Genomic DNA, 15,325 nt, shown 5'->3' with positions numbered 1-15,325 from the left:
CACAGGACACACAATATGGACAACAATAATTATAACCGCATTGTCTTTCGGCTTTGCTGTATAGCACTGATTGTGACCTCTATGACCTTTGCCATTCGTGCTGGTATTTTGGGTCAACTTGGCAGTGAGTTTGGCTTAACCGACACCGAATTAGGTTGGGTTAATGCCATGGCATTTTTAGGCTTTCCGGTTGCGACTATGGTCGGCGGTATTATTTATAATGCCATTGGCGCGAAGAAATTAGTGGCGTTAGCGTTTATCTGTCATTTTCTTGGCCTTGTTTTAACCATCACTGCTGATGGTTTTTGGGGCTTACTGGTTTCTACCTTTTTAATTGGTTTTGCCAACGGCGCTGTTGAAGCTGGCTGTAACCCACTAATTGCAGAAATGTACCCTAAAAACACCACCACTATGCTAAACCGTTTTCATGTTTGGTTCCCAGGTGGCATTGTGATTGGCGCACTTGCGTCGAACTTTATGTCGGGAGCAGGTTTAAACTGGCAATGGCAAGTAGCGTTAATTTTAATTCCTACTGTTATCTATGGCGCTATGCTGATCAAAGCACAATTTCCACGCTTTGATACGCGTACTCACTCTACCAGCAGCAATATTCGCCACTTATTTACGCCGTTATACATCTTTTTAATTGCTTGTATGACGTTTACCGCAACTACTGAATTTGGCACACAACAATGGATTGAGCGTATTTTAGGTTCATCGGGTGCCTCTCCTATGGTGGTATTAGCCTTGATCACTGGCCTAATGGCGGTTGGTCGCTTCTTTGCAGGCCCTATTGTGCATAAGCTCAACCCTACCGGTGTATTACTTGGCTCTGCCATTTGTGCAAGCTTAGGTATCTTTATGATGAGCCAAGCCGAGGGCAGCATGATTTATTTAGCAGCGATATTATTTGCTCTTGGGGTTACCTACTTTTGGCCGACCATGCTTGGCTGTGTTGCTGAATACATTCCAAAGTCAGGGGCGCTGGGTATGTCGTTAATGGGCGGTGCAGGCATGTTTGCTATGAGCATCTGGAACCCTGTAATTGGTAGCTGGATAGATACGGCACGCTCATCGGCAGAAGCAAGTGGCGCAAGCGCTGAACAAATTGAAATTTTAGCCGGACAGGCTGTATTACAAAACCTACTGATCTTCCCAATTATTTTAATCGTCGCATTCATTGGGTTGCATTTGGTAATTAATAACAACAAACGCACCGAAAAATGTGCGTCTTAAGCAAGTAAATCGTCGAGGAACACACAATGTTTAAATCTCTTAAAGCACTGACTTTAATGCTCACCGTTAGTAGCTGTGCACTCGCTAATGCGGCTGACAATCAGCTAACACAACAAGAAAAGCAAGCTGGCTGGCAGTTGTTGTTTGACGGCAAAGATATGTCGCAATGGCGTAATTTTAAAAGCGAATCTTTAAATCCTGCATGGGTCGTTGAAGATGGCGCTATGACATTAACCAAAGGTGGTGGCGACCTGCTTACTAAAAAGCAGTACCAAAACTTTGAATTACAGATCGATTGGAAAATCTCTACCAAAGGCAATAGCGGTATTTTTGTATTAGCAGATGAAACCGGACAGATGATTTACTCTCATGCGCCTGAAATTCAAATTATCGATAACGAAGAACACCCAGATACCGAAATTGACTCGCACTTAGCGGGGTCAATTTACGATTTATTTGCAGCCCCAGTTGCGGCTCACAAACCAGCAAATAGCTGGAACCATGTACGCATTAAAATGCAAGACAACCACTTACAAGTTTGGCAAAACGGTATTAGCACCACCAGCATTGTAATTGGTAGCACAACATGGAACACCCTTGTTAAAGGCAGTAAGTTTGCAACTTGGAAAAACTTTGCAACGGCTGAACAAGGTCATATCGGGCTTCAAGACCATGGTGACAAAGTGTGGTTTAAAAATATAAAAATCAAGGAGCTATAAGATGTCTGATTTTAAACATAAGGTATTAGTTGTTGGCTCGGGTGCTGGCGGTGCAATGGCCGCATATACGCTAACCAAACTTGGCCACAAAGTATTATTACTTGAAGCGGGCCGTAATTATGACCCGAAAACAGAAAGCCCGATGTTTCGTCGTAACAGTGAGGCTCCACTTATGGGGGCTGGTAACAAAGACAAAAACTTTGGCTTTTACGATGCAACCGTTGATGGCGGCTGGCAAGTGCCTGATGAGCCATACACCAGCGCCAAAGGAAGCGACTTTTATTGGTGGCGCGCACGTATGTTAGGTGGTCGAACAAATCACTGGGGCCGCTATTCATTACGCTTTAGTGAGCACGATTTTAAAGGCAAAAGCCGAGATGGTCACGGTGCCGACTGGCCATTTGAGTACGCTGATTTAGCACCTTGGTACGATAAAACTGAAGAACTTGTGGGTGTATGTGGCACCAATACAGGCCATGAAGATATGCCAGATTCGTCACCGGGTATTTTACAGCCGCCACCAAAGCCGCGTGTTCCTGAGCTTTTAATTGCCGCTTCGGCAAAGAAAATGGGCATTCAAGCAGTGCCTATGCATCGCGCGGTATTAACTCGCCCTAAAGATGATCGCATGGCGTGTTTTTATGCAACACCTTGTGGCTCTGGTTGTTCAATTGGTGCTGCTTTTCAAACTACGACATCGCTATTACCTATGGCAAAAGCCACTGGTAACTTAAAAGTCATTACCGATGCCATGGTTAAATCAGTCAAAGTTGATGAGCAAGGTAAAGTCACTGGCGTCACCTATGTTGATAAACACACTGTAACCGAACATGCTATTGATGCCGATGTGGTTATCTTAGCCGCCAGCGCCTGTGAATCAGCGCGTATTTTATTAAATTCAAAGAATAAAAAGCACCCTAAAGGCCTTGCTAACTCAAGTGGCCAAGTAGGTCGAAACTTAATGGATTCGACGGGTGCATGGTTAGGTGCGCAAATTCCGGCACTTAAAGGTCGCCCACGTTATAACGAAGATGGACATACCGCTAATCACTTATTTATTCCTTGGTGGGGTCATCAAGCACAAGCTAACAATGAATTAGATTTCCCACGTGGTTATCACTTTGAAATTGGCAGTGGCTTTGGCCAGCCGGGTTCGGGTGTGTCAGGTGATAAACAAGGCTATGGCCCAGCTCTTAAACAGCAAATTCGTGATGCATATGGCTCTTACGTTGGTTTTGCTCTGCGTGGCGAGATGTTACCGAACAAAGATACCTACATGGAAATTGACGAAAACGTTAAAGACAAATGGGGTATTCCGGTATCAAAGTTCCACTTTAAGTGGTCTGACAGAGAATTAAAGCAAATCGAGCATGGTTTAAAAACCGCGAAGCAAATCCTCGAAAACATGGGTGCGACTGTTGGCGAACTCCCGCCTGCTGAAAAAGCAATTTCAAAAGGTGGCGAAATCATTCACGAAGTGGGCACCACACGAATGGGCAGCTCAAAGAAAGACTCAGTCACCAATCAATGGGGCCAAACATGGGATTGTAATAACCTATTTGTAATGGATGCGGGGGTATTTGCTTCAAACCCTCATAAAAACTGTACGCTCACCATCATGACACTGGCAATGCGTAATTCAACTTGGCTTGCTCAACAAATTGATAACGGGGTACTTTAATTATGCATCATCGTAACGAACACGACTCATATAACTATGTTTCTAACATGAGCCGCCGTGAGTCTTTAAAATGGCTTGGTCTATTAGCTGCGGGCTCGGCGGTTAGTTTAACTGCAGGTTGCACAAAAGCACTTGAAGATGACGTTGCTGTCTCTGCAAAAGAGCATTGGCCTGATTTAGATATCAAGCCTGTAACCGCTAAAGGCTATGGTCAAGATCCTAATTTGGTTATGCCACCAGAATCACCTTGGCCACTGACCTTAACAGCAGACGAACTCACGTTAGTAGCGGTTTTAGCTGATTACATTGTGCCGCGCGAAGGTGCTATTCCTTCAGCCAGTGAGCTACAAGTACCAGCTGTTATTAATGAGTGGGTGAGCGCGCCTTATGAAGGTCAACAACGCGATAGAATTAAAATTTTAAATTCATTAGCGTGGCTTAACGATGAAGCACAGCTTCGTTTTAAAAAGCAATTTGTTGCACTTAACGAAAAGCAACATCGCGAGATTTTAGATGATATTGCGTTTTTAAACGAGCAAACACCTCTACAATTTCAGCGTATTGGTAAAGTTTTTTTACGCTTTAAAGAGTTAGTGCTTGCTGCCTTTTTCTGTACACCTGAAGGCTGTAAAGACATAGGTTACCTTGGTAATGTGCCTATTGCAGGCGATTACCCTGGCCCTTCTGATGAAGCAAAAGCCCATTTAGATCAGGTTTTAGCTGAGCTTGGTTTAAGCGAGTACGCCTATATCGATTAACTTTCCCCCTTGTGTTATTTGTAACACTGTGCAGGGGGGCAGCCCCCTGCTTTTTTAGGATTGAAGTATGTTTAAAACCCGCATTTTATTGCTCATTATTAGCCTTGTATTTAGTGGTCAATTATTCGCAAAACTGCCCGTGAGTGTGCAGCTATGGTCAGTCAAAGACACCTTAAAAAATGACTTTCATGGTACGCTTAAGTCTCTTGCCGAAATGGGGTTTGACGGCGTTGAGTTTGCCGGAGACTTTGGCCCATACTCACATAACCCAGCAGCCTTAAAAGCAAAGCTCAGTGAATTAGGCTTAGTTGCCAGTAGTGCTCATATAGGCTTTGATGCACTCAGTGAAAACACAATTGATAGCACCCTGCTGTTTTACAAGACCCTTGGCGTTACTACACTTTATGTACCTTGGGATGAAAGAGCATGGCACCCTGAGGGAGTTAAATCTCTGGTTAAAGAGCTTACTAAAGTCAGTGATTATGCGACCCGCTTTGATATGAAGATCGGTTTTCACAATCATAATAAAGAGTTTAATGCATTTAATAACGCAACGTTTTGGGATTACATTGCCACTAATACCCCCAAGACCATGCCATTGCAGTTAGATATTGGCTGGGTCAATTACGCTGCAAAAGATCCAATTTACTTTATTAAAAAGTACCCTAACCGCACGCTTGCTACGCACATTAAAGTACGTACGATTCAGGGTAGCAACTTGAGCCCAATTATCGGCGAAAACGACATTGATTGGCCTGCCATCATCGATACTTTAGAGTCGCACGGCAACACCAAGTGGTTAGTGCTTGAGCAAGAAGAATACCCAAACGGGTTAACCCCACTACAAAGCGTTGCTAAATCAAAACAAAACTTAGATAAGATTTTACTTGGTTTGTAGAGTTATTTTAGGAATGAGCTCGCTTTAAACACGTGAGCTCATGGCTTGGGTTTAATTTAAATAGTCGTTCACTCACAGCTCTATATTAGGGTTCATCTTGCCAGGAGCTATTGCCTTCAGAACGTTTTGCAAAGCTTTCTGGTTTCCTGATTGGTTTATCTATACTTTTATAGAATATCAAGATCCCAGCTCCACCTATGACGGGGAGTAACCAAACCAGCACTGTTTGTGCTAATTTTTGAAAAGTTTCAAAATCATTTCTTTTAGAAATTACTAAACTAATTAATATATTGAACACTATTAGCAACCCCAAGCCAGCTAGTGCATAGTTTTCCATATCTTAATCCTATTGATGCCAAAATCACACTGTGGAAACGACCGAACGACGGCTTAAATTGTTTGTTATATGCTTTAAAACAAACAGCTAATCGTCCTTTCTTCGGTGTTTAAAGATAAATCGCCCAAATTGAAAACACAAAACTAAAAATACAATGAGAAAAATAAGTCCATTTACCCACTCAGGCAAAAACTCCACAATCTTCGGAGCAATGAGTTTTAGAATACCGAAAACTGCTACGATGAGAAGAATGAATGCACTCCCTTTCACAAAAGCACTCCTAAATTTCCGTTCAATGCATCTGTTTATATTTAAAAAATATCAACGTCAAAATTAATTGCGGGAATATCCTTAAATGTACCACCCGTCTCGCATAGGGACAAAAAGGATGGCTATATTAACAAGCGAGAAAGATTCACATTCTTTAATCCCAGCATGTTCCTTCCAGATCTACAGCGGTTTGTTATGTGGCTTACCTCTTTGATATAGTTTTAAAAAATTACTAAAAGTATTGCTGTCACAAGTTTTTTAAAGCTTTTATGTGAAGTTAAATATATTAATATACTCTCGTCGATCATTTTCACAAAAATATCTACAAAGAATAGTTTGGTCGTTTTCAATAACTCATTATCCTTAATGAAGATATATCACGTGACTTATTCTACTACCCTCTTTTAGATATACCTTATACCTTTCACTGTTTAATATCTTATTTATTTTCAACAAGATAAATAAATCACACCATTAAAAATTAATAATAAAACATTAAAAACAGCTTTTACTTTCATTTTTTCGGCAGATTGTTTTATCTAAGTTGCGAAGTATTATATTAAAAAAGCCTCTCAAGGACTGAGAATGAAAGTATTGAATTTAAGAAAGACTTCTGAAAAAAGCATATGGCTGATGTTAGCTACCCTTGAGGCTGTTTTTGTATACCTTTTAAAAACCCTTTCACAGAAGCACTTTTTATATGAGCCGCTTCTTATACTATTCATGTTAATTTCGTTAGTTCTAACATTATTAATACTTAGTAGTAAAAGTGAACTCACAATCTGTCGCCACGGAGTATTTTATAGCTCGCCTTTTGGCAACGCGCATATAGAAGCAACTAAAACGAAGTTGATTAAACAATATTCTAAGTTTGGGTTTAATTGTGTAATTATTATAGGTGAAAAGTTTTTTATTTTTGCCCCTTTTTATAGTTTAACGTCTAGACAACTACAAAGATTAAAACGGTATGATTATAACTTGCTGCATTGGTTACAGGTAACTCATAAACGCAGCAAGTTTCAGGGCCTATAATGATAAGTAAATGGGCTTTTATTAGTTTTGCCACTCTTTAAGTACGTCTTTCACATACTCATAGCGCCATGAGTTAAACAGATCTGGCTTTGATGCAGCTTTACGCTCATCGGCATCGAGCTTCCAATTCCAGCTGATCAGCTGGTTAATCTGTTTTTTAGAGGCCAATACATCTTCAGGAATGCCCTGCTCTTTTGCAGCTTTAGTAATTTTTTGTTTAATATCTTTAGCGGCTTTTTTGTAAGCCGGAAAATCAATTAAACGTTTTAATTGTGCAGGTTGTTCGCTTACAGGAACGGCTTTACCACGCTCAATACATTTTAAAATTTCAACGCCCGAACGGTTCACTTCCATTGGCTCAACACCTGGCACTCTGCGTAAGGCATTTAAACTTGCTGGCTTACGCTTAGCTATTTCAACCATGTTGTGCTCTTTTACCACAAAATTAAGAGCGAGGTTTTTGCGCTCTGCCTTTTCACGGCGCCATGCGGCAAGTTCGCGTAATACTGCTAAGTCGTGCGGTCGTAATTGCCAAGCATTTTTAATATCTTTATAAAGCTGATCTGCTGGTGGTTGGTAAGCACGTTTTTGCGCGACTAACTCGCTTTCGCTGATCACGATGTCAAAAAAGCCAGCTTCATCAATTTGTTTTTTAATAATTTCAAAACAAGGCAGTAAGTGATACGTATCAGCAGCGGCATAATCTAGTTGTTTTTCTGTTAGCGGGCGCTGTAACCAGTTAGTGCGCGATTCACTTTTATCAATTTCGATATCAAGCAACTCTTTAACCATGTGGGCAAAGCCCATGCAGTTACCATGACCTAATATTTGCAGTGCAAATTGGGTATCAAACAGCGGTGTTGGTACAAAGCCAGCGTATTTTTGAAACACTTCAATATCTTCTGACGGTGAATGTAGTACCTTTAACACCTCAGGGTTTTTAAGTACTTGCCAAAAATCAAAAAGCGACAGCTCAGCCAGAGGGTCGATTAACGCTAAGTGCTCACCATCGTATACTTGAATAAGTGCAACTTCAGGGTAAAGCGTACGACGACGCATAAACTCGGTATCAATTGCCAGAACCGGTTTACCTGTAATTTTTTCTACAAAATCATTTAATTGATTTTGCGTTTCGATCAGTTGATATTGCACTTATACCCCTTTCTTTACCATAAAAAAGCCGGCTAATGCCGGCTTTAATTATTTTTCTTCGTCCTTTAAGGCTCTTCTTAGAATCTTACCAACGTTTGTTTTTGGTAGTTCATCTCTAAACTCAACGAGTTTAGGCACCTTATAGTTCGTTAAATTATCACGACAGTGCTTTATTATATCTTTTTCAGTTAAAGATTGATCTTTTTTCACAACAAAAACTTTAACTTGTTCGCCACTGACCTCGTGAGGAATACCGATAGCTGCTACTTCAAGCACGCCATCGTGCATAGCGACGACTTCTTCGATCTCATTAGGGAACACGTTGAAGCCAGATACGATAATCATGTCTTTCTTACGATCAACAATGTAGAAGAAGCCTTCATCATCGTAAGTAGCAATGTCACCTGTTGCAAACCAGCCATCTTTTAAGCATTCTGCTGTTGCATCTGGGCGGTTATAATAACCTTGCATAACTTGTGGGCCTTTAACCCAAAGCTCGCCCGGCTCACCTTTCGCTGCTTCTTCACCATTTTCAAGCATAAGCTTAATATCAGTGCTAGGAGCAGGTAAACCGATTGAACCGTTATAACCTTCAAGGTCGTAAGGGCTAACAGTTACAAGTGGCGCACATTCAGTTAAGCCATAACCTTCCATTAATTTGGTCTTCGTTACAGCTTGCCATTTTTCAGCAACTGGACGCTGTACCGCCATACCACCACCTAGTGACATTTTTAAGCTTGAGAAATCAAGTTCAGCAAAACCTGGGGTATTTAATAAACCGTTAAATAGCGTATTTACACCCGTTACCGCCGTAAATTTGTGCTGTGCTAGCTCTTTAACAAAGCCCGGCATATCACGAGGGTTTGTGATAAGTACGTTTAAACCACCGTATTTCATAAATGTTAGGCAGTTCGCTGTCAGTGCAAAGATGTGATAAAGCGGCAGTGCTGTGATAACCACTTCTTTTCCGCGCTCTAATACTTTGTCTAGACAACCTGATACTTGCTCAAGGTTACCAACCATGTTGCCATGCGATAGCATTGCACCTTTAGATACACCCGTTGTACCGCCTGTGTATTGCAAAAATGCTAAGTCGTTTAAATCAACTTCAGGTTTTTTGTAACCCGCTTCATCACCAGCAAGCGCATCTGCAAATTTGATCACATTTGGCAATGAGTAGCTAGGCACCATTTTCTTAACGTGCTTCACCACAAAATTAACGATGTGCTTTTTAAGGCCGCCGACCATGTCACCCACTTGAGTAACCACGATGTGCTTGACGTTAGTTTTTGGTAATGCTTTCTCTAGAGTATCGGCAAAGTTTGCAAGAATAAAAATTGCTGAAGACTCTGAGTCATTTAACTGATGCTCTAATTCACGCACGGTATAAAGTGGGTTTACATTCACCACTACACAGCCTGCACGAAGAATACCTAAGATAGTCACAGGCGTTTGTAGTAAGTTCGGCATCATAACCGCTACTTTATCGCCTTTTTTAAGACCAAGATCATTTTGAATGTACGACGCAACACGTTTTGTAGCACTGTCTAACTCACGATAGGTCAACTCTTTACCCATGTTGGTAAAAGCTGGAAGGTCACTAAAGTCAGCAAAACTTTTTTCAAACAAGTCGAGTAGCGAGTGATAATGCTCAGGGTCGATTGTTTCAGGCATACCTTCTGGGTAGCGTTTAAGCCAGATTTTTTCCACTCTTAGCTCCTGTTTATAATTATATTTTTTAATAACCTTAAGCTAACTAAGGCCGTTTCTCAATGGAGTAAATACTCTAATGGTGCAGATAATCCCACATTTGGTGCAATTATACAATTAACTTGCTTTATACTGCCCAATAAATGCATGAACGTGTTCTAAGGTTAATGCAGGAAATTGCATATGGCAATGGTGACCACCAGGTATCTTATGAATTTTTAACTCTTTGTAATATTTACCATATGCTTCTAAGTTTTGCTTTACAAAAGGAAACCCCTCATCGCCTAAAATAAGCTGACATGGCGCGTTAATTTGTTTAATGGTTGCAATACATTGTGCTTCATCAAAGCGAAATCCTGAGTGATTTTTAAGCTTTGGATCGGTTGTTAAGTACCACTTGCCTGCTTTTTCGTAGCTATTTCGTGTCATTAATAACTCAGCTTGTGGGTATTCAAGGTCACCACTTGCAAGCCTTGCACTAATAATGTGCGCTTTTGAGTCAAATGCGCGAGGGCCTTTGCTGTTTACCCGCGCTCTATTTAATATTGCTTTACGAAGTTGGCCGCTCACTTCATTGCTGTTGGTTGTAACGCAGCCAATTCCCTCAATAAAGTTTACCGATGCTACCTTTTCAGGGAAGCAGCTCGCAAAAACGCCAGCCACCATGGCGCCCATAGAATGGCCGACTAAATGCACTTTCGTTACATCAAGCGACTCAATAAACTTATAGACGTCATCAATGTAGTCAATAAAGTAATAATGGGCGTCACTACTTCGCCAATCAGATAAACCATGGCCAGGAAAATCAAGGCAATACCAACGCTGATTTAACTGCGCATTTTGTAACATAGGTATGTAACTATGTGCGTTATCAAGCCAACCATGTAAGGCAATCACAACCTCTTCGCCATGACCAAAGGTTAGGCCATGCATTGCCTGAGTGCCAGTTTGAAAAGAAAAAGGTTGCACAATTGCTCCTATTTATTAAGCGTTTCAACTTAAAGGCGTTTATTTATCGTCTGGCTAGTATACAATAATCCTCGCAGTATAAATAAGGGCACAATAATAAGGTTACATCAATGAAATTAAAATTAAGTCTTTTAGCATTATTATGCTCAGCAGGCTCAGTAATGGCTGAATCAGCACCAAAAAACATCATTTATATGATTGGTGATGGTATGGGCCCGGCGTACACAACTGCATATCGTTACTTTAAAGATGATCCAAATACTAAAGTTGTTGACCCAACTGTTTTCGATACTATTTTGCGTGGTATGGCACATACCTACCCTGACGATCATACCTATGTAACAGATAGCGCTGCAGGTGCAACAGCGCTAAGCAGTGGTCATAAAAGTTATAATGGCGCAATTGCCGTTGATACTGATAAAAAACCTGTAAAAACTATGCTTGAAGTTGCCAAAGAGCGCGGTATGACAACAGCACTCGTAGCTACTTCGCAAATCAACCACGCTACACCAGCAAGCTTTGCTTCACATAACGAATCACGCCGTAACTACGACGAGATTGCTAACGACTATATCGATAACAAAATCGCGGGTAAATTACCGGTTGATTTAATGTTAGGTGGCGGCACGAAATATTACGTTCGAGAAGACCGTAATCTAGTGGAAGAATTCAAAGCAGCTGGCTATCAGTACAGCGATGACTTTACAGCTATGAATGACTTAAAACAGGTTCCTGCACTTGGTTTATTCGCTGAAGTAGGTTTACCGTTTGCCCTTGACGAAAATCCAACACGCCTTACGCAAATGACGACTAAAGCGCTTGATTTACTTGATGGTCAAAACGACAAAGGTTTCTTTGTAATGATCGAAGGCAGCCAAATTGACTGGTGTGGTCATGCAAACGACATTGCATGTGCAATGGGCGAAATGGACGACTTTGCTAAATCGATTGAACAAGCAAAAGCGTATGTAGATAAAAACCCAAATACCCTACTTGTTATCACTGCCGATCACTCAACAGGTGGCTTAACACTGGGCGCGCATGGTCAATATAAGTGGGAAACTGACGTTGTTAAAGGTGTTAAAGCAACTGCCGGCACTATCACAAAAGATCTACTTGAAAACGATGACTTAAAAGCAGTATGGCAAAAGTATTCTGATATCGAATTTACTGATGCAAACAGCATCAAGCTAAGCGAAGCTAAGAAAATGGGCGATAAAGCACTGCTACTTGCTGTAAAAGATATCATCAATCATGCCAGCTTCACGGGGTGGACTACTGGTGGCCACACCGCTATTGATGTACAAGTATTTGCCTATGGTAAACGTGCAGAAGATTTCTACGGTTCGCAAAACAATACTGCGATTGCCGACAAGCTGATAGATTTTATTAAGCAGTAATTTTATTGCTTAGAAATACTGTTCAATCATAAAAAAGCCTAAACATATTGTTTAGGCTTTTTTGTGAATTCAGTTTTAGCTTTTATTAATCATACCAGTTAGCTATGCATATACATCAACGCCAATAAGGCTTTGCACTTCGGCGCGGCGCTCTAAGTTAGCAAATTCCGTATAGGTTGAAATCGCGCGACTGGTTTTTGGGTTGCTTGGTTTGTCATAAATTGTTTGCTGATAGCTTTGCGACTCAGCTTTAAATTCATCGGCAATAGCAACAGCTTGAGGACTTGATTTAACATACTCTGTTGACGATTTTTGCTCAGCCGTTTGGTCTGATATCGCTTTAGGCTTATCAGTAATGGTATTTTTACGGCTATATTGACCGGGAATGTCACCGGTATAAAAGCCTGAGCCAATAGGTAAAGTCAAACTCGTAATTCCACATCAAACATGACTAAATTATGTGCCATAACTGACGGGCACGCAAGTCCCGTTATTCTTTCAGTTACTCTCGGCCCGGTAGCTTTTTCCAAGTCACTGTATCACGCACATATTTAGGCTGCGCATTGGCTGCAGTCACTGTATCACCGTGAGCATAAGCAGTTGCAATCGAGGCCAGCATGTACTTTGCATCGGGCAGTAAGATGTTTTCATTTAGACTTACATTTGCAAGTTCAGTAACAAGTGCAGGATAGGTCTGCCAACCTGTACCCACCGCTGTTGCAGCCATTTCAGGTAGCGTTAGCAACTCAGGTTTAATGACTTGCTCTTCATCAACAAGCGTCATCAGGCCATTATTATCAGCTTTATAATGAGCGTAATAAATCTCACCCATACGTGCATCAATAGCAGAAAACACATCGTTAGCTTGGTCTTGCTCAAACGCTTGTTGTGCCATCATCTGCAATGTTGATACGCCAACCAAAGGTAAGCGTGCTGCATAAGCTAAACCTTGTGCAATCGCAACACTGATACGCACGCCCGTAAAGCTACCCGGTCCTTGACCAAAACCAATCACATCTAAGTCGGTTAGTTTACATTGCGCCTTTGCGAGTAACTCATCAATTAAAGGCAAAATCTTTTGGCTGTGCTGCTGTGGGCACTCTTCAAAATGATGAAATGTTTGCCCTCGATAATGTAGCACCAGCGATAACGCTTCAGTTGATGCATCTAAGGCAAGAATATTGTGTTTAATCATCTAAGTTACTCTAATTGATCTGTTCTAAAAACGCGTTTGCCATTGCTAAATCGCGCGTGCGGCGCATAGGTGGCAAACTTTTTAAAAATACTTGGCCGTAATGGCGTGTTACTAGGCGGTTATCACAAATAACCAACACACCTTTATCTTTACTATCGCGAATAAGTCGCCCTACCCCTTGCTTTAATGCAATGACCGCTTGGGGTAATTGAATATGCGCAAATGGGTCTTTGCCTTGTAACTGGCAATCTTGCATTTTTGCTTGCAGCAATGGGTCATCTGGTGCGGCAAACGGCAATTTATCAATGATAACACAACTTAATGTACTGCCTCTAACATCTACGCCTTCCCAAAATGAAGCTGTGCCAAGTAAAACGGCATTACCGTGACGGGTAAACTTCTCAAGGATAATGCGTTTAGACATTTGCCCTTGCATATAAACCGGATAATCCATCTGCGTGGTTAAACCTTCCGCCACTAAGTGCATCATACGATAGCTAGTAAACAGCACAAAGCAGCGACCTTTTGCTGATTTAATCAACTCAAGGGTCAGCTTGATAATTGCATGGGGCATATTATTCGCATGAGACTCAGGTAAGTAGCGCGGCAAACAAAGTAATGCTTGTTGTTGATAATCAAACGGACTTTCAACAATCATGCTTTGCGTTGGCTTTAAGCCAAGACTAGCGTTAAAGTGCGCTAAGTCGTTATCGACCGATAAAGTCGCCGATGTAAACACAAAACCTGCTCCTGTGTCTTTCATCATCTGTGCAAATTTAGCCGATACATTAAGCGGTGTAATGTTTACCGTTAGGTATCGGCGAGTGGTTTCGTACCAATAACTATAACCCGTTTGTGCGGTATCAAATACCCGCTCTAACTGACCTTTAAAGGCCAGTGTGCGCTCAAACGGATGCTCTATTTTTTCGCTACGGTCTAAGCATAACTTTAATACTTGGTATAAAAAGTCGAGGTCGCTAATGACCCGGTGCAGTGCTGCACAAATCTCTTTATCAGCAAGCTTTTCACGCCAATCACCACGGCTACCATCAAGCCCAAACTGCAAGCGTAAATCTGCCACGCTAGTTTCTAACTTGTTGAGGGTTTTGCCTAATTGCAGCATATCAGGGATATCGGCACGGTAAATTGCTCGTAAGTCATTAATTAAATCCACCAGCTTTTTGGTACTAACACTTTCACCAAAATAGTCACTGGCAATTTCACTGAGCTGATGAGCCTCATCAAAAATATAGGCATCTGCCGTAGGCATTAATTCAGCAAAGCCTGTGTCTTTTACAGCCATATCTGCAAAGAATAAATGATGGTTGATCACCACCACGTCAGCTTCCATGGCATTTAAGCGGGCTTTACGAATATAGCAATCTTGAAAATCGGGGCACTCTTTACCCAAACAGTTATCAGCGGTTGAGCTAACATAAGGCAGTACCTTGGCATCTTCTTCTATGCCAATACAATCTGCCAAATCGCCCGAACGGGTTTCACTTGCAAACTTTGCCACCATCGCAAGTTGATGCATTACATCTGGATCATCTGTTGGCACATGCGCAACGTGCTGACTTAAACGATAGGTACACAAATAATTCGCGCGGCCTTTTAAAAGGGCGACTTTTTTAGTGGCGCTCAGTGCTTTGACTAAATTGGGTAAATCACGGTGAAACAACTGCTCTTGTAGTGCTTTTGAACCCGTTGAGATAATGGTTTTGCCTTTTGATTTTAACGCAGGCGCTAAGTAAGCATAGGTTTTACCCGTGCCTGTGCCCGCCTCAACCACTAATTGGTGACGTTTTTTTAAGGCATCATCAACTGCAACAGCCATGTCAATTTGTGGCTGCCGAGGAGTATATCCATCAAGAGAAAGTGCAAGGGGGCCAGTGGCACTGAAAAGTTGTTTGATAAACTTCGCCAATAGATTAAAAGTGATGGGCAGATTTTACGTAACTGACTTGC

At 41.5% G+C, this 15,325-nt stretch carries 13 protein-coding genes; 6 read left to right on the top strand and 7 right to left on the bottom strand.

The features are described from left to right. The first annotated feature begins 15 nt into the window (after window positions 1-15). The 5 genes from AOG27_RS05645 (at window position 16) to AOG27_RS05625 (ending at window position 5,292) form a co-directional block, all read left to right on the top strand. Window positions 16-1,236 carry an MFS transporter gene (locus AOG27_RS05645; RefSeq protein WP_054552039.1) on the top strand — a complete coding sequence of 407 codons (1,221 nt, stop codon included), beginning with the start codon at window positions 16-18 and terminating at the stop codon, window positions 1,234-1,236. Between the two features lie 26 nt (window positions 1,237-1,262). Then, window positions 1,263-1,955, top strand: a complete 693-nt coding sequence (locus AOG27_RS05640) for a 3-keto-disaccharide hydrolase (RefSeq protein WP_054552038.1) — start codon at window positions 1,263-1,265, stop codon at window positions 1,953-1,955. 1 nt (window position 1,956) lies between these two features. Beyond that, entirely contained in the window at window positions 1,957-3,636 is a 1,680-nt protein-coding gene (locus AOG27_RS05635; RefSeq protein ID WP_054552037.1) for a GMC family oxidoreductase, read from the top strand. A gap of 2 nt (window positions 3,637-3,638) precedes the next feature. After that, window positions 3,639-4,394 carry a gluconate 2-dehydrogenase subunit 3 family protein gene (locus AOG27_RS05630; protein ID WP_054552036.1) on the top strand — a complete coding sequence of 252 codons (756 nt, stop codon included), beginning with the start codon at window positions 3,639-3,641 and terminating at the stop codon, window positions 4,392-4,394. A gap of 67 nt (window positions 4,395-4,461) precedes the next feature. After that, the gene (locus AOG27_RS05625) at window positions 4,462-5,292 is read left to right on the top strand and encodes a sugar phosphate isomerase/epimerase family protein (protein ID WP_054552035.1); all 831 of its coding nucleotides are present in this window, start codon (window positions 4,462-4,464) and stop codon (window positions 5,290-5,292) included. Window positions 5,293-5,377: 85 nt separating this feature from the next. On the opposite strand, the gene AOG27_RS05620 is transcribed toward AOG27_RS05625, so the two are convergent. From AOG27_RS05620 to AOG27_RS05595, 4 genes are all read right to left on the bottom strand, one after another. Next, window positions 5,378-5,629 carry a hypothetical protein gene (locus AOG27_RS05620; protein WP_054552034.1) on the bottom strand — a complete coding sequence of 84 codons (252 nt, stop codon included), beginning with the start codon at window positions 5,627-5,629 and terminating at the stop codon, window positions 5,378-5,380. 1,323 nt (window positions 5,630-6,952) lie between these two features. After that, window positions 6,953-8,083, bottom strand: coding sequence for a ribonuclease D (gene rnd / locus AOG27_RS05605; protein WP_054552031.1), 1,131 nt, complete (start codon window positions 8,081-8,083; stop codon window positions 6,953-6,955). Between the two features lie 48 nt (window positions 8,084-8,131). Next, window positions 8,132-9,793: a long-chain-fatty-acid--CoA ligase FadD gene (gene fadD / locus AOG27_RS05600; protein WP_054552030.1), complete on the bottom strand. Its 1,662-nt coding sequence runs from the start codon at window positions 9,791-9,793 to the stop codon at window positions 8,132-8,134. Window positions 9,794-9,910: 117 nt separating this feature from the next. Next, window positions 9,911-10,762 carry an alpha/beta fold hydrolase gene (locus tag AOG27_RS05595; RefSeq protein ID WP_054552029.1) on the bottom strand — a complete coding sequence of 284 codons (852 nt, stop codon included), beginning with the start codon at window positions 10,760-10,762 and terminating at the stop codon, window positions 9,911-9,913. 110 nt (window positions 10,763-10,872) lie between these two features. Between AOG27_RS05595 and AOG27_RS05590 the strand changes: the two genes are divergently transcribed. Further along, window positions 10,873-12,162, top strand: coding sequence for an alkaline phosphatase (locus AOG27_RS05590; RefSeq protein WP_054552028.1), 1,290 nt, complete (start codon window positions 10,873-10,875; stop codon window positions 12,160-12,162). 102 nt (window positions 12,163-12,264) lie between these two features. Here the strand turns inward: AOG27_RS05590 and AOG27_RS05585 are convergent, their stop codons facing one another. The 3 genes from AOG27_RS05585 to AOG27_RS05575 all read right to left on the bottom strand — a co-directional run bounded on the left by AOG27_RS05585 (window position 12,265) and on the right by AOG27_RS05575 (window position 15,284). Continuing rightward, window positions 12,265-12,588 carry a hypothetical protein gene (locus AOG27_RS05585; protein ID WP_054552027.1) on the bottom strand — a complete coding sequence of 108 codons (324 nt, stop codon included), beginning with the start codon at window positions 12,586-12,588 and terminating at the stop codon, window positions 12,265-12,267. Window positions 12,589-12,664: 76 nt separating this feature from the next. Then, a complete protein-coding gene (gene tsaB, locus AOG27_RS05580) occupies window positions 12,665-13,357 on the bottom strand; it encodes a tRNA (adenosine(37)-N6)-threonylcarbamoyltransferase complex dimerization subunit type 1 TsaB (RefSeq protein ID WP_054552026.1) in 693 nt (230 codons plus the stop codon). A 10-nt stretch (window positions 13,358-13,367) separates the two neighbouring features. Beyond that, window positions 13,368-15,284 (bottom strand): ATP-dependent DNA helicase, encoded by a 1,917-nt coding sequence (locus AOG27_RS05575; RefSeq protein ID WP_054552025.1) that lies wholly within the window; start codon window positions 15,282-15,284, stop codon window positions 13,368-13,370. Window positions 15,285-15,325 lie beyond the last annotated feature (41 nt).

Source organism: Pseudoalteromonas lipolytica (genome assembly GCF_001306915.1).
In the GTDB taxonomy this organism is placed as follows: Bacteria; Pseudomonadota; Gammaproteobacteria; order Enterobacterales; family Alteromonadaceae; genus Pseudoalteromonas; species Pseudoalteromonas simplex.
Note: the sequence above shows the minus strand (reverse complement) of the source record. Positions and strands in the feature narration are given on the sequence as shown.